At 70.3% G+C, this 18,367-nt stretch carries 14 protein-coding genes; all 14 read left to right on the top strand.

Going from position 1 to position 18,367, the window contains the following annotated elements; genetic code table 11:
• Positions 1-4: 4 nt before the first annotated feature.
• The 14 genes from LV75_RS22910 (at position 5) to LV75_RS22845 (ending at position 18,261) form a co-directional block, all read left to right on the top strand.
• Positions 5-799, top strand: a complete 795-nt coding sequence (locus tag LV75_RS22910) for an NADH-quinone oxidoreductase subunit C (RefSeq protein ID WP_253889048.1) — start codon at positions 5-7, stop codon at positions 797-799.
• A complete protein-coding gene (locus LV75_RS22905; protein ID WP_253889047.1) occupies positions 796-2,118 on the top strand; it encodes an NADH-quinone oxidoreductase subunit D in 1,323 nt (440 codons plus the stop codon). The genes LV75_RS22910 and LV75_RS22905 overlap by 4 nt, the downstream gene beginning before the upstream one ends.
• On the top strand, positions 2,115-2,975 hold the full coding sequence (gene nuoE, locus LV75_RS22900; protein WP_253889046.1) for an NADH-quinone oxidoreductase subunit NuoE: 861 nt from the start codon (positions 2,115-2,117) through the stop codon (positions 2,973-2,975). Before LV75_RS22905 ends, nuoE begins: the two co-directional genes overlap by 4 nt.
• Entirely contained in the window at positions 2,972-4,285 is a 1,314-nt protein-coding gene (gene nuoF / locus LV75_RS22895) for an NADH-quinone oxidoreductase subunit NuoF (protein ID WP_253889045.1), read from the top strand. Before nuoE ends, nuoF begins: the two co-directional genes overlap by 4 nt.
• The gene (locus LV75_RS22890) at positions 4,282-6,720 is read left to right on the top strand and encodes an NADH-quinone oxidoreductase subunit G (protein WP_253889044.1); all 2,439 of its coding nucleotides are present in this window, start codon (positions 4,282-4,284) and stop codon (positions 6,718-6,720) included. The genes nuoF and LV75_RS22890 overlap by 4 nt, the downstream gene beginning before the upstream one ends.
• On the top strand, positions 6,717-8,036 hold the full coding sequence (gene nuoH, locus LV75_RS22885; protein WP_253889043.1) for an NADH-quinone oxidoreductase subunit NuoH: 1,320 nt from the start codon (positions 6,717-6,719) through the stop codon (positions 8,034-8,036). Before LV75_RS22890 ends, nuoH begins: the two co-directional genes overlap by 4 nt.
• Positions 8,033-8,560, top strand: coding sequence for an NADH-quinone oxidoreductase subunit NuoI (gene nuoI, locus LV75_RS22880; protein WP_204449127.1), 528 nt, complete (start codon positions 8,033-8,035; stop codon positions 8,558-8,560). Before nuoH ends, nuoI begins: the two co-directional genes overlap by 4 nt.
• Complete coding sequence (locus tag LV75_RS22875; RefSeq protein ID WP_253889042.1) at positions 8,557-9,393, top strand: NADH-quinone oxidoreductase subunit J; 837 nt, start codon at positions 8,557-8,559, stop codon at positions 9,391-9,393. Before nuoI ends, LV75_RS22875 begins: the two co-directional genes overlap by 4 nt.
• Positions 9,390-9,689: an NADH-quinone oxidoreductase subunit NuoK gene (gene nuoK / locus LV75_RS22870; RefSeq protein ID WP_204449126.1), complete on the top strand. Its 300-nt coding sequence runs from the start codon at positions 9,390-9,392 to the stop codon at positions 9,687-9,689. The genes LV75_RS22875 and nuoK overlap by 4 nt, the downstream gene beginning before the upstream one ends.
• Positions 9,690-9,713: 24 nt before the next feature.
• Positions 9,714-11,669, top strand: a complete 1,956-nt coding sequence (gene nuoL, locus LV75_RS22865) for an NADH-quinone oxidoreductase subunit L (RefSeq protein WP_372504220.1) — start codon at positions 9,714-9,716, stop codon at positions 11,667-11,669.
• Entirely contained in the window at positions 11,666-13,291 is a 1,626-nt protein-coding gene (locus tag LV75_RS22860; RefSeq protein ID WP_253889040.1) for an NADH-quinone oxidoreductase subunit M, read from the top strand. Before nuoL ends, LV75_RS22860 begins: the two co-directional genes overlap by 4 nt.
• Entirely contained in the window at positions 13,291-14,868 is a 1,578-nt protein-coding gene (nuoN, locus tag LV75_RS22855) for an NADH-quinone oxidoreductase subunit NuoN (RefSeq protein ID WP_253889039.1), read from the top strand. Before LV75_RS22860 ends, nuoN begins: the two co-directional genes overlap by 1 nt.
• 136 nt (positions 14,869-15,004) lie before the next feature.
• Positions 15,005-16,012: a polyprenyl synthetase family protein gene (locus LV75_RS22850; RefSeq protein WP_253889038.1), complete on the top strand. Its 1,008-nt coding sequence runs from the start codon at positions 15,005-15,007 to the stop codon at positions 16,010-16,012.
• A gap of 146 nt (positions 16,013-16,158) precedes the next feature.
• Complete coding sequence (locus LV75_RS22845; protein ID WP_253889037.1) at positions 16,159-18,261, top strand: sunset domain-containing protein; 2,103 nt, start codon at positions 16,159-16,161, stop codon at positions 18,259-18,261.
• Positions 18,262-18,367: the final 106 nt, after the last annotated feature.

Genomic DNA, 18,367 nt, shown 5'->3' with positions numbered 1-18,367 from the left:
CCTGATGGCTGACAACCCCACCACACCGGAAGCCGACGCGGGCAAGGAGACGGGCGCAGCGCACTCCAGCGCCCAGCAGCCCGCCGAGGGCCTCAACGAGCCCACCGCCGTCGCCGAGCACACCAGCGCGCCAGCCGAGCCGGTCCAGGTCGGTCGCACCCGCAAGGGCATGTTCAACGTCGCGGGCACCGGCGACACCTCCGGCTTCGGCGGTCTCGTGCTGCCCGGCTACAGCCCGGCCCCGGCCGAGCGGCCCTACGGTGGCTGGTTCGACGAGTTCGTCGACGACCTCACCTCGGCCATGGCGACCCGCGAGGTCCCGGCCGCGGCCATCCAGCAGGTCACCGTCGACCGCGGCGAGATCACCTTCTACGTCCAGCGCGAGCACCTGCTCGCGCTGTGCCGCCTGCTGCGCGACGAGTCCGCGCTGCGGTTCGAGCTGTGCAGCTCGGTGTCCGGTGTGGACTACGGGGTCGACGTCGCGCAGCGCCTGCACTCGGTCTACCACCTCACGTCGATGACCTACCGGCGCCGCATCCGGCTCGAGGTCGCCGTCGACGTGGACGACGCGCACATCCCCTCGGTGGTCGAGGTCTACCCGACCGCCGACTGGCAGGAGCGCGAGGCCTGGGACATGTTCGGCATCGTCTACGACGGCCACCCGGCGCTGACCCGGATCCTCATGCCGGACGACTGGGACGGCCACCCCCAGCGCAAGGACTACCCGCTCGGCGGGATCCCGGTGGAGTACAAGGGCGCGGAGATCCCTCCGCCGGACCAGCGGAGGTCGTACTCGTGACCACCAGCGAGAACATCCAGGATGCGAGCTCCAGGGACACCACCGAGGGCCGCGTCTACACGGTCACCGGCGGCGACTGGGACACCGTCCTGGAAGACGCCATCCACGACGAGCGCATCGTCATCAACCTCGGCCCGCAGCACCCGTCCACGCACGGCGTGCTGCGGCTGGTGCTCGAGCTCGAGGGCGAGTCGGTCACCCAGGCCCGCAGCGTCATCGGCTACCTGCACACCGGTATCGAGAAGAACTGCGAGTACCGGACCTGGACCCAGGGCGTCACCTTCGTGACGCGGATGGACTACCTGGCGCCGCTGTCCAACGAGGCCGCCTACTGCCTCGCGGTGGAGAAGCTGCTCGGCATCGAGGCACCGCGCCGGGCGCAGGTCATCCGGGTGCTGCTGCTGGAGATCAACCGCATCTCCTCGCACCTGGTCGCGCTGGCCACCGGCGGCATGGAGCTCGGCTCGCTGACCGCGATGACCTCCGGCTTCCGCGAGCGCGAGGAAGCGCTGCACGTGCTGGAGTTCATCACCGGCCTGCGGATGAACCACGCGTTCATCCGCCCCGGCGGTGTCGCCCAGGACCTGCCGGACGGCTACGAGGTCAAGGTCAAAGAGTTCCTGCAGACGATGAACAAGCGCCTGCCGGACTACGACAAGCTGCTGACCGGTCAGCCGATCTGGCGCAACCGGCTCAAGAACGTCGGCTACCTCCCGGTGGACGCCTGCCTGGCGCTCGGCGTCACCGGCCCGATCCTGCGCTCGGCCGGTCTGCCCTGGGACATGCGCAAGACCGAGCCGTACCTGGGCTACGAGGAGTACGACTTCGAGGTCCCCACCTCGACCGAGGCCGACTCCTTCGCCCGCTACGTGCTGCGCGTCGAGGAGATCCACCAGTCGCTGCGGATCATCAACCAGGCGCTCAAGAAGCTCGAGCCCGGCCCGGTGATGGTCGAGGACCAGAAGGTCGCCTGGCCCGCCAAGCTGACCATCGGCCCGGACGGCATGGGCAACTCCCTCGAGCACGTCCGCAAGATCATGGGTCAGTCGATGGAGTCGCTGATCCACCACTTCAAGCTGGTCACCGAGGGCTTCCACGTCCCGGCTGGCCAGGTGTACGTGCCGGTGGAGTCCCCGCGCGGCGAGCTCGGCTACCACCTGGTCTCCGACGGCGGCACCCGGCCGCTGCGCGTGCACGTGCGCGACCCAAGCTTCGTGAACCTGCAGTCGATGCCCGCGATGTCCGAGGGCGGCCAGGTCGCCGACGTGATCGCGGCCGTCGCCTCGATCGACCCCGTGATGGGAGGGTGTGACCGTTGAGCAGCACCGGTTCCACATACGGTGGCTCCAGCGTCGGCGCGGGCCGGACGCACCAGGCGTCGGTGGGCGACACCGACGTGCTGGCCGTGTCCCCGGTCGCGGCCGAGCACCTGGTCACCGACATCGCCGAGGACTTGAGCGCCTTCGACGCCAAGACCGTCGAGCGGGCGCAGGCGATCATCGCCCGCTACCCGCAGTCGCGCTCGGCGCTGCTGCCGATGCTGCACCTGGTGCAGTCGGTCGAGGGCAGGGTCAGCCAGGCGGGCATCCAGTTCTGCGCCCTGCAGCTGAACCTGACCGCCGCCGAGGTCAGCGCGGTCGCGACCTTCTACACGATGTACAAGCGCAAGACCTGCGGCGAGCACCTGGTCAGCGTCTGCACCAACACCCTGTGCGCGGTGCTGGGCGGCGACGAGATCTACAAGAAGCTCGGCGAGCACCTCGGCGCGGACGGCAAGCGCTTGGGCCACAACGAGACCGCGGGGGAGCCCGGCGCGCCCGGCTCGATCACGCTGGAGCACGCCGAGTGCCTGGCGGCCTGCGACCTCGGTCCGGTCATCCAGGTCAACTACGAGTTCTACGACAACCAGACCCCGGAGAAGGCGGTCGCGCTGGTCGACGCGCTGCGCAACGGCGAGAAGCCCGCGCCGACCCGGGGCGCCCCGCTGCGCGACTTCCGCACCGCGGAGCTGGAGCTGGCCGGGTTCTGGCCGGAGGACGAGCCGGGCTACCGGGCCACTGTGGACGGTCCGTCGGCCGCGGTGGAGACCCTGCGCGGCGCCAAGCTGGCCGAGGACCGCGGCTGGACCGCACCGGCCATGCCGAACCCGCCGCTCCCGGAGGTGGAGAAGAAGTGACTACCTCGGTGAACAAGCCCGCCCCGGTGACCCCGGTGCTGACCAAGCGCTGGCTGTCCCCGACCTCGTGGTCGATCAAGACCTACGAGCAGCTCGAGGGCTACACCGCGCTGCGCAAGGCGCTCGCGGGCACCCCCGAGCAGCTCGTCGAGCTGGTGAAGGCATCCGGTCTGCGCGGCCGTGGCGGCGCGGGCTTCCCGGCGGGCATCAAGTGGTCCTTCATGCCCCCCAACGAGGACAAGCCGCACTACCTGGTGATCAACGCCGACGAGGGCGAGCCGGGTACCTGCAAGGACATCCCGCTGATGATGGCGGACCCGCACTCGCTCATCGAGGGCTGCGTCATCGCCTCGTACGCGATGCGCTCGCACCACTGCTTCATCTACGTGCGCGGCGAGGCACTGCACTGCATCCGCAGGCTCAACGCCGCCGTGCGCGAGGCGCACGAGGCGGGCTACCTCGGCAAGGACATCCTGGGCTCCGGGTTCGACCTGGAGATCACCGTCCACGCCGGAGCGGGCGCTTACATCTGCGGTGAGGAAACCGCGCTGCTCGACTCGCTGGAGGGCCGTCGCGGCCAGCCGCGGCTCAAGCCGCCGTTCCCCGCCGCCGCGGGCCTCTACGCCGCGCCGACCACGGTGAACAACGTCGAGACCATCGCCAGCGTGCCGTTCATCGTCAACGGCGGCTCCGACTGGTTCCGCACCATGGGCACCGAGAAGTCGCCCGGCCCGAAGATCTACTCGATCTCCGGCCACGTCACCAACCCCGGCCAGTTCGAGGCGCCGCTGGGCACCACGCTGCGCGAGCTGCTGGAGCTGGCCGGTGGCATGAAGGACGGCGTCCCGCTCAAGTTCTGGACCCCGGGCGGTTCGTCCACCCCGATGTTCACCGCCGAGCACCTCGACGTCCCACTGGACTTCGAGGGCGCGGCGGCGGCGGGCTCCATGCTGGGCACCACCGCGGTGATGGTCTTCAACGAGACCGTGTCCGTGCCGTGGGCCGTGATGAAGTGGACCCAGTTCTACGAGCACGAGTCCTGCGGCAAGTGCACCCCGTGCCGCGAGGGGACCTACTGGCTCACCGGGATCCTGGAGCGGATGGTGGACGGCAAGGGCACCGAGTCCGACATCGACACCCTGCTCGACATCTGCGACAACATCCTCGGTCGGTCGTTCTGCGCGCTCGGTGACGGCGCGGTCAGCCCGATCACCAGCGGCATCAAGTACTTCCGCGACGAGTTCCTGGCGCTGTGCGACCAGAACCGCGCCGCGCAGAACTCCCCGGCTTACGCAGGAGCGCAGTCATGACCATCGCGCCCGAGAACCCCACCACGACCAGGCCGGTGCCCGAGGGGCACGTGCGCCTGGTCGTCGACGGCCACGAGGTGGACGCCCCCAAGGGCGAGCTGGTCATCCGCACCGCGGAACGGCTCGGCATCCAGATCCCGCGGTTCTGCGACCACCCCCTGCTCGAACCGGCTGGCGCCTGTCGCCAGTGCCTGGTCGAGGTGGAGATGGGTGGGCGGCCGATGCCCAAGCCGCAGGCCTCCTGCACCATCACCGTCGCCGACGGCATGGTGGTCAAGACCCAGCTGACCTCGCCGGTCGCCGACAAGGCGCAGCAGGGTGTGATGGAGCTGCTGCTCATCAACCACCCGCTGGACTGCCCGATCTGCGACAAGGGCGGCGAGTGCCCGCTGCAGAACCAGGCCATGGCGCACGGGCGCACCGAGTCCCGCTTCGTCGAGACCAAGCGCACCTTCGCCAAGCCGATCCCGGTGTCCACCCAGGTCCTGCTGGACCGGGAGCGCTGCGTGCTCTGCCAGCGCTGCACCCGGTTCTCCGCGCAGATCGCCGGTGACCCGTTCATCGAGCTGCTCGAGCGCGGCGCCCAGCAGCAGATCGGCATCGCCGAGGAGAAGCCCTTCCAGAGCTACTTCTCCGGCAACACGATCCAGATCTGCCCGGTCGGCGCGCTCACCAGCGCGGCGTACCGGTTCCGCTCCCGCCCGTTCGACCTGGTGTCCACCCCGAGCATCTGCGAGCACTGCTCGTCGGGCTGCGCGGAGCGCACCGACTGGCGGCGCGGCAAGGTCATGCGCAAGCTCGCGGGCGACGACCCCGAGGTCAACGAGGAGTGGATCTGCGACCGCGGCCGGTTCGCCTTCCGCTACGCCACCCTGGGCGACCGGATCACCCGGCCGCTGGTGCGCGACGCGGGCACCGGTGAGCTCGTCGAGTCCAGCTGGACCGAGGCGCTGCAGCTGGCCGCCGCCGGTCTGCTCAAGGCGCGCGAGGGCAAGGGCGTCGGGGTGCTCGCGGGCGGTCGGCTGACCGTCGAGGACGCCTACGCCTACGCCAAGTTCGCCCGGATCGCGTTGCGCACCAACGACATCGACTTCCGGGCTCGGCCGCACTCGGCCGAGGAGCTGGACTTCCTGGCGTCCACCGTGGTCGGCACCACCCCCGCGACCGGGGTGACCTTCACCGGCATCGAGCAGGCCCCCGCCGCGCTGCTGGTGGCCCTCGACCCGGAGGAGGAGGCCCCGATCGTGTTCCTGCGGCTGCGCAAGGCGGCCCGCAAGAACCGGACGAAGGTCTTCCACCTCGGCCAGTGGACGACGCCCAGCGTCACCAAGACCAGCGGCACGCTGCTCGCCTGTGTTCCCGGCAGCGAGCCCGCCGCGCTCGACAGCCTCGCCGCGCACGCCCCGGACGTCACCGAGGCCCTGGGTGCCGCGGGGTCGGTGATCCTGGTCGGCGAGCGCGCCGCGCAGGTCCCCGGTCTGCTCAGCGCGGTGCTGCGGCTGGCCGGGTCGACCGGTGCCAAGGTCGCCTGGATCCCGCGCCGGGCCGGTGAGCGCGGTGCGCTCGACGCCGGTGCCGTCCCGACCCTGCTGCCCGGTGGCCGCCTGGTCGCCGACGCCGCCGCGCGCGCCGCGGTCGAGCAGACCTGGGGTCTCGCCGAGGGCGCGCTGCCCGCGGCCCCCGGTCGCGACACCGACGCGATCCTCGCCGCCGCCGACAACCACAAGCTCGACGGCCTGGTCATCGGCGGGGTCGACCCGTACGACCTGGCCGACCCGGAGTTGGCGCTGCGCGCGATCGCCGAGGCCGGGTTCGTGGTGAGCCTGGAACTGCGGCACAGCGCGGCGACCGCGCTCGCCGACGTGGTGCTGCCGATCGCCCCCGCGGTCGAGAAGTCCGGCAGCTACCTCAACTGGGAGGGCCGCCGCCGCGAGTTCGGCAGCACCCTGGAGGGCACCGGCGCGCTGCCCGACAGCCGGGTGCTCGACTCGCTGGCCGTGGAGATGGACGTCGACCTGTTCACCCAGACCCCGGCCGCCAGCGCGGCCGACCTGGCCCGGCTCGGCTCCGTCGCCCCCACCGCCACCGCGCCGGACGTGGCGCCCGCCCCGGTCAGCGCCGGTGCCGGGCAGGCCGTGCTGGCGAGCTGGCGGCAGCTGCTCGACCTCGGGTCCGGGCAGGACGGTGAGCCGAACCTGGCTGGCACCGCGCGCCAGGTCTACGCCCGGCTCTCGCTCAAGACGGCGACCGAGCTCGGCGTCGCCGGTACCGCGACGGTCGCCACCGACCGCGGCTCGGTGACCGTGCCGGTCCAGATCGCCGACCTGCCCGACGGCGTGGTCTGGCTGCCCGGCAACTCAGCGGGCTCGACCGTGCGCAGGACCCTCGGGGCCGGACACGGTGCCGTGGTGACGGTGACTGGAGGCAATTCATGACCAGGGCCCAACTCCTGGCCGACGACCCGATCTGGCTGATCCTGATCAAAGCCGTCGCGCTGCTGCTGCTCGGCGCGCTCGCGACCATGGCGATGATCATCCTCGAGCGCAAGATCGTGGCCAGGATGCAGCACCGGCCCGGGCCCAACCGGGTCGGGCCCAACGGCTGGTTCCAGTCCATCGCGGACGCGATCAAGCTCCCGTTCAAGGAGCAGATCATCCCGGACACCGCGGACCGGAAGGTCTACTTCCTGGCCCCGATCATGTCCACCATCCCGGCGTTCCTGGCGTTCTCGGTGATCCCGTTCGGCCCGGAGGTCTCGATCTTCGGCGAGCGCACCGTGCTGCAGCTGGTCGACCTGCCGGTCGGCGTGCTGGTGGTGCTGGCCTGCTCCTCGATGGGCGTCTACGGCATCGTGCTCGCGGGCTGGTCCTCCGGCTCGCCGTACCCGCTGCTCGGCGGTCTGCGCTCGGCGGCCCAGGTGATCTCCTACGAGATCGCGATGGGCCTGTCCATCGTGGCCGTCATCCTCTACTCCGGCTCGTTGTCCACAGGCGACATCGTGGACAAGCAAGCCAGCGGTTGGTACTTCTACCTGCTGATCCCCAGCTTCCTGATCTACTTCGTGTCGATGATCGGCGAGACCAACCGGGCCCCGTTCGACCTGCCCGAGGCCGAGTCCGAGCTGGTCGGCGGTTTCCACACCGAGTACAGCTCGATGAAGTTCGCGCTGTTCTTCCTCGCCGAGTACGTCAACATGGTGATCGTCTCCGCGTTCTGCACCACGCTGTTCTTCGGCGGGTACATGGCGCCGTGGCCGATCTCGCTGATCGACGCGAACTACTTCAACACCGGCTGGTGGCCGCTGCTGTGGTTCTTCGGCAAGACGTGGATCTTCCTGTTCGTCTTCATCTGGCTGCGCGGCACGCTGCCCCGGCTGCGCTACGACCAGTTCATGCGGCTCGGCTGGAAGATCCTGGTCCCGGCGAACCTGGTCTGGATCGTGCTGGTCGTGGCGCTGCGGGCGTTCCGCAACCAGAACGACATCTCGCCGACCACCATCCTGGTCACCGGCGGCATCGCGCTCGTGGTGCTCATCGGCGTGGTCTTCCTGCTGCCGGAACGGGCACCGCGCACCGAGGGCCAGGGCGTCCCGGTCACCGGCGGCGGGTACCCGGTGCCGCCGCTGGACCTCAAGGTCCCGAACAAGGCCGACCTCAAGCCGAAGGTCCGCCGCAGGCGCGAGAAGGCCGCGGTGAGCGCGGGTGTCGGTACCGCGGGCGGCGCGGACGCGCAGAAGGAGACTGAGCAGTGAGCATCTTCGACCCCCTGAAGGGCTTCGGGGTCACCTTCTCGACGATGTTCAAGAAGGTCGTCACCGAGGAGTACCCGGAGAACTTCCCCGGCACCGCGCCGCGCTACCACGGCCGCCACCAGCTCAACCGGCACCCGGACGGGCTGGAGAAGTGCGTCGGCTGCGAGCTGTGCGCCTGGGCCTGCCCGGCCGACGCGATCTTCGTCGAGGGCGGCGACAACACCGACGAGGACCGCTACTCCCCCGGTGAGCGCTACGGCGCCGACTACCAGATCAACTACCTGCGCTGCATCGGCTGCGGCCTGTGCATCGAGGCCTGCCCGACCCGGTCGCTGACCATGCTCAACGACTTCGAGCTCGCCGACGACGACCGGCAGCGGTTGATCTACACCAAGGAGCAGCTGCTCGCGCCGCTGCTGCCCGGCATGGAGCAGCCGCCGCACCCGATGCGCCTGGGCGACAACGAGCAGGACTACTACGTCAACGGCCCGCAGTTGGCCCGCAACGCGGAGGCGGCCAAGTGAGCGCGCTCCTGCTGGCCCAGGAGGCCGCCACGCACGTCAGCACCGGCGAGGCGATCTCGTTCTGGGTGCTCGGCCCGCTCGCGCTGGCCGGTGGCCTCGGCATGATCTTCGCCCGCAACGCCGTGCACTCGGCGCTGTTCCTGGTGATGACCATGCTCAGCCTCGGCGTGATGTACATGGTCCAGCAGGGCCCGTTCCTGGGCTTCGTGCAGATCATCGTCTACACCGGCGCGATCATGATGCTGTTCCTGTTCGTGCTGATGCTGGTCGGCAGGGACTCCTCGGACTCGGTGGTCGAGGTCCTGCGCGGCCAGCGGCTCTGGGCGACCGTCCTCGGCGTCGGCCTCGCGGTGCTCATCGTGGCTGCGGTCGCCCGCGCGCTCACCGAGGTCCGGCCGCTGGGTCTGGCGGGCACGGAGGCCAACGGTGGTCGGGGCAACGTCGCCAACATCGGCCTGAAGCTGTTCACCGACTACGTCTTCCCGTTCGAGCTGACCTCGGCGCTGCTCATCACCGCGGCCGTCGGCGCGATGGTGCTCGGCTACGTCGACCGGCACGTGCGCGGCCGCAAGACGCAGAAGGAACTGGTCGAGGCCCGCTTCCGCGGTGAGCACGACCGCCCGTCGCCGCTGCCCGGCCCCGGTGTGTTCGCCACCTCCAACTCGGTGGCCACCCCGGCGCTGCTGCCCGACGGCTCCGTCGCCGAGGAGTCGCTGTCCCGGCTCATCGACGCCACCGCGTCGGAGAAGCTCGACGAGGAGCGCAAGGCGGTCGCGGGTGCCCTGCCGGGCCCCGACGCCCGCGCGCTCGCCCCAGGCAAGGAGGAGTCGTGACCCCGACGTACTACCTGCTGCTGTCCGCGCTGCTGTTCACCATCGGCGCCGTCGGCGTGCTGGTGCGCCGCAACGCGATCGTGGTGTTCATGTGCATCGAGTTGATGCTCAACGCGGTGAACCTGTCGCTGGTGACGTTCTCCCGGATCAACGGCAGCCTCGACGGCCAGATCATGGCGTTCTTCGTCATGGTGGTCGCCGCTGCCGAGGTCGTGGTCGGTCTGGCCATCATCATGTCGATCTTCCGGACCCGCCGGACCGCGTCGGTCGACGACTCCAACCTGCTGAAGTACTAAGGGGAACCTCCGGTGACGGGAACCATCAACCTCGCGGGCACGCTCGCGGACGGGGCACAGCAGGCAACCGGGGTCGCCAACCTGGCCTGGCTGCTGCTCGTGCTGCCCGCCGCCGGTGCCGCCGTGCTGCTGATCGGCGGTAGGCGCACCGACAAGTGGGGCCACCTGCTTGGCAGCGCCACGGTCATCGGCGCGTTCGTCTACGGCCTAGTGCTGTTCTTCGACACCACCGCACTCGGTGCCGACGACCGCACCCGCGACCTGCACCTGTTCGACTGGATCTCGGTCAACAGCCTCAGCGTCGACCTCGGACTGCGGCTGGACCCGCTGTCGCTGACCTTCGTCCTGCTGATCACCGGTGTCGGGTCGCTGATCCACATCTACTCGATCGGCTACATGTCCGACGACCGGGACCGGCGGCGGTTCTTCGCCTACCTGAACCTGTTCGTCTCCGCGATGCTGCTGCTGGTCCTGGGCAACAGCTTCGTGACCCTCTACTTCGGGTGGGAGGGCGTCGGTCTCGCCTCCTACCTGCTGATCGGCTGGTACCAGGGCAAGGACTTCGCGGCGACGGCGGCGAAGAAGGCGTTCCTGATGAACCGGGTCGGCGACGTCGGCCTGGCGCTGGCCATCTTCCTGATGTTCAAGCACATGGGCAGCACGTCCTACGACGTGGTGTTCGCCGAGATCGGCAACCAGTCCACCGGCGTGGTGGTCGCCATCGGCATCCTGCTGCTGCTCGGTGCTTGCGGTAAGTCCGGCCAGTTCCCGTTGCAGGCCTGGCTCCCGGACGCGATGGCGGGCCCGACCCCGGTGTCCGCGCTGATCCACGCGGCGACGATGGTGACCGCGGGCGTGTACCTGATCGCCCGCTCCAGCCCGCTGTACTCGCTGGCGCAGGCCGAGGACGCGCGGTTCGTCGTGATGATCATCGGCGCCATCACGCTGCTGATCGGGTGCGTGATCGGCTGCGCCTACGACGACTTCAAGAAGGTCCTGGCCTACTCCACGGTCAGCCAGATCGGGTACATGATCCTGGCGGTCGGCCTCGGCCCGGCCGGGTACGCGCTGGGCATCCTGCACCTGCTCACGCACGGCTTCTTCAAGGCCGGGCTGTTCCTCGGCGCGGGCTCGGTCATGCACGGCATGAACGACGAGGGCGACATCCGCCGCCTCGGCGGGCTCGCCAAGAAGATGCCGATCACCTTCATCACCTGGACGCTGGGCTACCTGGCGCTGATCGGCTTCCCGTTCCTGTCCGGCTACTTCTCCAAGGACGCCATCATCAGCGCCGCGTTCAGCGCCGGTGGCGGTCGCGGCTGGGTCTTCGGCGGTATCGCGCTCTTCGGCGCCGGGCTGACCGCGTTCTACATGACCCGCCTGCTGATCCTGGTGTTCCTGGGCAAGCCGCGCTGGGAGAAGCTCAAGTCCGAGGACGGCCGGGCCTACCACCCGCACGAGTCCGGCCCGACGATGACCATCCCGATGATCATCCTGTCGATCGGCTCGGTCGCCGCTGGCGCGATCCTGTCCGGGATGCTGCCCGGCTGGCTGGAGCCCTCGGTCGGTGAGCTCGCCGAGGTGCACGGTCCGCTGTCGCACACCGCGGTCTCGATCCTGACCGTGGGCATCTCCGCGATCGGCGCGGCCATCGCGTTCGCCGTGTTCGGTCGCCGCGAGCAGCCGGTCACCCGGCCGCAGCGGGTGTCCTGGCCGGTGCGCGCCGCGCGGGCCGACCTCTACGGCAACCACCTCAACGAGGCGCTGTTCGCCCGCCCCGGCGTCTGGCTCACCAGGTTCCTGGTGTTCGTGGACAACCGCGGCGTCGACGGCGTGGTCAACGGCATCGCGGCCGGTCTCGGCGGCAGCTCCGGCCGCCTGCGCAGGCTGCAGACCGGGTTCGTCCGCTCGTACGCGCTGTCCATGCTCGGCGGGTCGATCCTGGTGATCGCCGCACTGCTGATGGTGAGGTTCGCATGATCACCCCATCCTCGACCGGGAACTGGCTGCTGGCGGCGCTGTTGCTGCTGCCGCTGGTCGGTGCCGCCGTCGTGGTCGCGCTGCGCGGCAACGACCACGTCGCCAAGCTGGCGGCGCTGGCGTTCTCCCTCGTCGAGTTCGTCCTGGGCGTCGTCGCCTGGATCCAGTTCGAGCCCGGCGGTGCCCGGCTCCAGCAGGGCTTCTCGCTGGACTGGATCCCGTCCTTCGGCGTGCACATCTCCTTCGCCGTCGACGGCATCGCGCTGGTGATGATCGCGGTCATCGGGCTGCTGGTGCCGCTGGTGATCGGCGCGGGCTGGGCGGACAAGGTGCCCGAGGGCCGCACCAAGGGCGGCTTCTTCGCGCTGATCCTGCTGGAGCAGGCGCTGACCGTCGGCGTGTTCGCCGCGACCGACGTGTTCCTGTTCTACGTGCTGTTCGAGATCATGCTGATCCCGATGTACTTCCTGATCGGCTCCTACGGCGGGGCGCGCAGGCAGTACGCGGCGGTCAAGTTCTTCCTGTACTCGTTCCTCGGCGGCCTGATCATGCTGGCCTCGGTCATCGGCTGCTACGTGCTGGCTGGCGAGGAACTGGGCAAGAACACCTTCGACTGGTCCGAGCTGACCTCGGTGGTGAGCAAGGCGCCGCTGGAGACCCAGATCTGGCTGTTCCTTGGCTTCTTCGTCGCCTTCGCGGTCAAGGCGCCGCTGGTGCCGCTGCACACCTGGTTGCCGGACGCCACCGCGGAGGCGCCGATCGGCGTCGCGGTGCTGCTGGTCGGCATCCTGGACAAGGTCGGCACCTTCGGCTTCCTGCGCTACCTGCTGCCGATGTTCCCGTTGGCCAGCAAGGAACTCGCGCCGCTGGTGCTGGTGCTGGCGGTGGTCGGCGTGATCTACGGGTCCATGCTGGCCACCGGCCAGCGGGACATGAAGCGGTTCCTGGCCTACGTCTCGATCGCCCACTTCGGCTTCATCGCGCTGGGCATCTTCGCGTTCAGCTCGCAGTCGATGGTCGGCTCGGTGACCTACATGGTCAACCACAGCATCGCCACCGGGATGCTGATCCTGGTGGTGGGCATGGTGATCGCCCGCGGCGGTTCCACCCGGGTCGCCGACTACGGCGGCATGGCCAAGCTGACCCCGGTCCTGGCGGCCATGCTGCTGATCGCGGGCCTGAGCTCGATGTCGTTGCCCGGCACGAACTCCTTCATCAGCGAGTTCCTGGTGCTGATCGGCTCGTTCCCCAACGCCCCGGTGTACACGATCATCGCCACCGTCGGCATGGTGCTCGCCGCGCTCTACGTGCTGTGGCTCTACCAGCGGATCATGCAGGGCCCGCTGCGCGGTGACGCGCTGGTCGGGGCCGCTGGCGGTCCGGGAACCATGATCGACCCCGAGATCGGCGCCAAGCGGGCGATCGCCGACCTCAACGGGCGGGAGAAGCTGGTGCTGGCACCGCTTGTCCTGCTGATCGTCGGCCTCGGGCTCTACCCGAAGCCCGTGCTCGACGTCGTGACCCCGACCGTTGACGCCACGATGTGCCAGGCGGCCCTGGTCGACCCGGTCCAGTCGGCGCCGTCGGCCCAGTCCGGAGAGAGGCAGTCGCAGTGTCGCTGATGTCTTCCGTGCTCCTGCTCGCACAGGAGCAGCCAGCGCCGCCCAAGGTCGAGGCGCCCCCGGTGTCGGCGATCTGGCCGATCCTGATCGTGCTCGGCGCGGCGTGCCTCAGCGTGCTGTTCGAGGCGCTGCTGCCCAAGCACCTGCGCTGGCCCGCCCAGGTCACCCTGGCGCTGCTGACCATCGCGGCCGCCGGGGTCAAGCTGGTCACCTACGTCTCCGACGCGCCAGCCGCGGGGGAGACCGCGATGTTCGGCACGCTGGCCGTCGACCGGCCCGCGCTGTTCCTGTGGGGGACGCTGCTGGCGCTCTCCCTCGGCGCGGTGCTGCTGATCGCCGACCGCTCGGTCGAGCCGGGCGGCGCGTTCGTGGCCAGCGCGGCGATCCGGCCGGGCACCATCCAGGACCGCGCGCAGGTCGCCTCGACCGGGATGCAGACCGAGGTCTTCCCGCTGACGCTGTTCGCGCTCGGCGGCATGATGGTCTTCTGCGCGGCCAACGACCTGCTGACCATGTTCGTGGCGCTGGAAGTGCTGTCGCTGCCGCTGTACCTGATGTGCGGCCTCGCCCGCCGTCGCCGCCTGCTCTCGCAGGAGGCCGCGGTCAAGTACTTCCTGCTCGGCGCGTTCGCCTCGGCGTTCTTCCTCTACGGCGTGGCGCTGCTCTACGGCTACGCGGGTTCGGTGCGCCTCGCCGACATCGCCGAGGCCGCCGCCGGTAGCGACCGCTCCGACACGCTGCTGTTCGCGGGCATGGGCCTGCTGGTGGTCGGCCTGCTGTTCAAGGCGGCCGTCGGTCCGTTCCACACCTGGACCCCGGACGTCTACCAGGGCGCGCCGACCCCGGTCACCGCGTTCATGGCCGCCTGCACCAAGGTCGCCGCGTTCGGCGGGATCCTGCGCGTGCTGCAGGTCGCGCTGGAGTCGACCCAGTGGGAGTGGCGCGGGGTGCTCTGGGGCGTCGCGATCGTCTCCATGGTCATCGGCGCCGTGCTCGGGCTGACGCAGACCGACGTCAAGCGGATGATCGCCTACTCCTCGGTCGCGCACGCGGGCTTCCTGCTCATCGGCTCCATCGCGCTGACCGAGAAGGGCCTGTCCGGCACCCTGTTCTACCTGCTGACCTACGGCTTCACCACGATCGCCACCTTCGGCGTGATCAGCCTGGTCCGCGACTCCTCCGGTGAGGCGACGCACCTGTCGCAGTGGGCCGGGCTGGCCAAGCGCTCGCCGCTGCTGGCCGGGGTGTTCACCTTCCTGCTGCTCGCGCTCGCGGGGATCCCGCTCACCAGCGGGTTCGTCGGCAAGTTCGTGGTGTTCGAGGCCGCGCTCGCCGACGGCATGGCGCCGCTGGTCGTGGTCGCGCTGATCGCCTCGGCGGTCGCGGCGTTCTTCTACCTGCGGGTGATCGTGCTGATGTACTTCAGCGAGCCCGCCGCGGACGGTCCCACGGTCACCGTGCCGGGGGCGTTCACCACGGCCGCGATCACCCTCGGCGTGATCGTGACGCTGCTGCTGGGCGTCGCGCCCGCGTTCGCGCTGGACTGGGCTTCCAGCGGTGTGTTCGCCATCCGGTAACCCAAGATCACTTGTGTCCCTTGGAGGCCATCCCCGCCCACGCGGGGGTGGCCTTCAAGACATCCACGGGGGTTGGACCTGAACGCCAAGTAGGCTCGGCATTCCACAGCCACAGCTGATCAGGAGTGCCGCCGCCGTGACCACCACCGAGAACTCCGGCATCCCCGCGTTCCTGGGGCTCGACGCCGCCGACCCGGTGCTCGTCGGTGCCGTGACCGACGGGCTGGCCAAGGTCGAGTCGCTGCTGCGCCAGGTCGTGCACAGCGACTTCGAGTTCGTCGACGAGGCGGCGCTGCACCTGGTGAAGGCGGGCGGCAAGCGGTTCCGGCCGCTGTTCACGCTGCTGTCGGCGCAGTTCAACGCGGGCGGCACGGACAGCGTGATCGCCGCAGCGGCCGCGGTCGAGTTGGTGCACCTGGCCACGCTGTACCACGACGACGTGATGGACGAGGCCACCATGCGCCGCGGCGACGCGAGCGCCAACGCCCGGTGGAACAACTCGGTGGCCATCCTGACCGGCGACTTCCTGTTCGCGCACGCCTCGATGCTGGTCGCCGACCTGGGTTCCGACGCGACCAGGGTGATCGCCGAGACCATGCGCGAGCTGGTCACCGGGCAGCTGCGCGAGACCGTCGGCCCCGGCGACGCGGACCCGATCGAGCACTACCTGTCGGTGATCGCGCAGAAGACCGGCTCGCTGATCGCCACCTCCGGCCGCTACGGCGCCATGTTCTCCGGTGCCTCGCCTGCCGAGGTGCACGCGCTGTGCCGCTTCGGCGACATCATCGGCGCCGCGTTCCAGATCTCCGACGACGTCATCGACATCGCCTCGCCCGCCACCGAGTCCGGCAAGACGCCCGGGACCGACCTGCGCGAGGGCGTGCGCACGCTGCCGATGCTCTACGCGCTGGCCGACGGCACCGAGCCGAGGCTGACCCAGCTGCTGGCCGGGCCGATCACCGACGACGCGGAGGTCGACGAGGCGCTGGGCCTGCTGCGCCGCTCGGCTGGTCTAGACCGCGCCCGGCAGACGCTGGAGTCCTACGCCGACCGCGCTTACGCCGAACTCACTGCGCTACCCGGGTGCGCGGCCCGCGACGCGCTCGAGCTACTGACACGTTATGTAGTCGCCCGAACCCGATGAGGCATAGTTCTGGGTACCGAACTGTGACGTAGCGGCTAATTGCGCGGCATGCCGCCGGTGGTCCGACGCGTCGCAGTAACCTCCCCTAGGCTTGAGCAACCGTTTGCCGCGTCGACCGTGACGCGACCGGGAGGGAGACTTCGGCGATGCCGTTCTTCGGGCAGGTGTGGGTCTACAGCCTCGCCGGTTTCCTGGTCGGTGCGGCACTGTGCTGGCTCCTGCTCGCCCTGCCCGCCCGCAAGCGCGCCACCGAGCTGCAGGACCGGCTCGCCGCGGTGCGCAAGCGCGAGTCCCGGCTCGCCGCCGAGGACAGCGGCTACACGGCCTCCGCGCTGGTACCCGGTTTCGCCGAGGACCGCGGCTACGCGCAGCAGCGGCCCACCAAGCCGGGCGAGGAGTCGATCCGCCGCGGCCTGCTCACCCTGTCCGACGATGACGAGGACGGTCTGCGCGCGCTGCCCGCGCCCGACCAGCGCCACGATCACGACGACCGGCACGATCACGACGACCGGCACGAGCACGGTGAGCACGACGAGCACGGCGACCGGGCTGACCTGCTTGAGCACGGTGACCAACTTGACCACGGTGACCACGACCGTCGCGATGACCGTGACGACCGTGCTGACCACAGCGATCACGACGACCGCGATGAGCACGACCGCCGCGATGACGACCTGCGCGCCGGGGCGGACGACGACCGGGTCGAGCACCCCGACGAGCACGGCGAGCTGGACCGGCGGGACGAGGTGGGCGCGCCGGACTGGGAGCGCGAGCCGGAGCCCGTGTCCGCCGCGGAGCTGACCCAGTACATCCCGCCCGCCGTCGAGCCCGGCGAGGACTACCGCGACGAGCAGCGCGAGGGCGCCGAGGCCGACCCCGACCGCGACTGGTTCGGCGACCGCGACCGCGCCGCCGGTGACCGCCTGATCGACGACCTCGACGAGACCGAGGACACCGCCGGGCGCCCCGCCGAGTACCGGGACGAGGCGGGGGAGTCCGGGGAGCCCGGCTACCAGGGCGACTACAGCGACGACGAACGCGCCGACGAGTACGAGCGCGCCGACGACACCGGCACGATCTTCACCCAGCACACCACGCCGATCCCGGCCGAGCTGATCCGCCGCATCGACGCCGAGGGCAAGGTCGACGGCGACGCGGACCTGCCGCACGCGGACGCCGACCGCGCCGAGTACGCCGACGCCGACCGAGCTGACTACGCCGACGCCGATCGGGTCGGCTACGCGGACGCCGAGCGCGCCGACCACGCGGACGAGCGCACCGAGTACACCGACCCCGCCGAGTACGCCGACGAGGTCCCGGCCCGCGCGAGCGCCCGGGCCGACGACGACGCCGCGCTGGTCGACGACCTCGACGGCGAGCCGGACTACGACCGCACCGGGTACCTCGACCCCGAGCAGGTCGCCCGCTACGGCGACCACGCCGCCCGCGGCGACCTCGCCGACCCCGAGGACCGCTACCAGGACCCCGTCCGCGCCGAGGAGCGCTACGCCGACGAGCGGCCGGTCGAGGAACCAGCACTGCTGCAGGTAGACGCCACCCAGTTCGTCCCGGTGGTGCGCGACGAGCCGGTCGAGGTCGACCCGGTCGTCGTCGAGCCAGATGTCGAGCCACAACGCCAGCCCGCCCACGCGGCCGTGGAGAACGCCGTCGGGTACGCCGATCTCGAGCCTTCGCGGACGGCGGTGACCGAACAGCCGGGGTTCCAGCAGCCGATAGAGCCCACCCCGGCTTACGGGCAGGCGCCGCCGGAAAGGAACTCGAGCTTGTTGCCGAAGCGGATCCCGTCGAAGCCGCAGAACCGAATCCCCTTCGGCGTGCAGACCGCCACCGCCCCGGTTCCGGCCCCGGTGGTCCCGGAGCCCGCCCCGGTGCTGCAGACCACGCCGGACCGCGAGCGCTCCCTGTTCGAGCCGATCCTGCCCGCGGACCTGTCGGAAGCGGCCAAGCCCGCGCCGCCGCCCCCGCCGAACCGGCTGCGCGGCGCCCGCACGCTGCAGCAGGCCCCGACCGGGATCGACCCGTTCGTGCCCCCCGGCCCGTTCGGCCCCGGCTCGGCCATGCCGCTGCCCGGCGGCCGGTCCCCGTCGAGCGAGTACACGATCAAGGCCAGCGTCACCGCGCTGCGCTACTGCGCCCCGGAGTCGGCCAAGTTCGACCGCACGGTCGCCGAGGTCTGGTTCCGCTCGGTCGCCGACGCCGAGCGGGTTGGTTTCCGCCCGCTCGCCTGACCAGGCGTCACTCGATGGTGCCGGGTACCCGCACCGTCCGGCCGCGCCTAGGTGGCAGCTGTCCACCCAGAGTGATACAAGGGATCTCTGGTTACGGACACTGTTG

The sequence above is a fragment of the Actinokineospora diospyrosa genome (assembly GCF_024171925.1).
GTDB classification, from domain to species: Bacteria; Actinomycetota; Actinomycetes; order Mycobacteriales; family Pseudonocardiaceae; genus Actinokineospora; species Actinokineospora diospyrosa.
The sequence above is the reverse complement of the archived record's forward strand: the minus strand, read 5'-3'. Positions and strand labels throughout refer to the sequence as shown.

Excerpts from the sequence above, each read along its gene's own strand:
- LV75_RS22845 (WP_253889037.1), top strand. The coding sequence starts at position 16,159 with ATGCCGTTCTTCGGGCAGGTGTGGGTCTACAGCCTCGCCGGTTTCCTG.
- nuoH (WP_253889043.1), top strand. The coding sequence starts at position 6,717 with ATGACCAGGGCCCAACTCCTGGCCGACGACCCGATCTGGCTGATCCTG.
- nuoN (WP_253889039.1), top strand. The coding sequence starts at position 13,291 with ATGTCTTCCGTGCTCCTGCTCGCACAGGAGCAGCCAGCGCCGCCCAAG.
- LV75_RS22860 (WP_253889040.1), top strand. The coding sequence starts at position 11,666 with ATGATCACCCCATCCTCGACCGGGAACTGGCTGCTGGCGGCGCTGTTG.
- LV75_RS22890 (WP_253889044.1), top strand. The coding sequence starts at position 4,282 with ATGACCATCGCGCCCGAGAACCCCACCACGACCAGGCCGGTGCCCGAG.
- LV75_RS22910 (WP_253889048.1), top strand. The coding sequence starts at position 5 with ATGGCTGACAACCCCACCACACCGGAAGCCGACGCGGGCAAGGAGACG.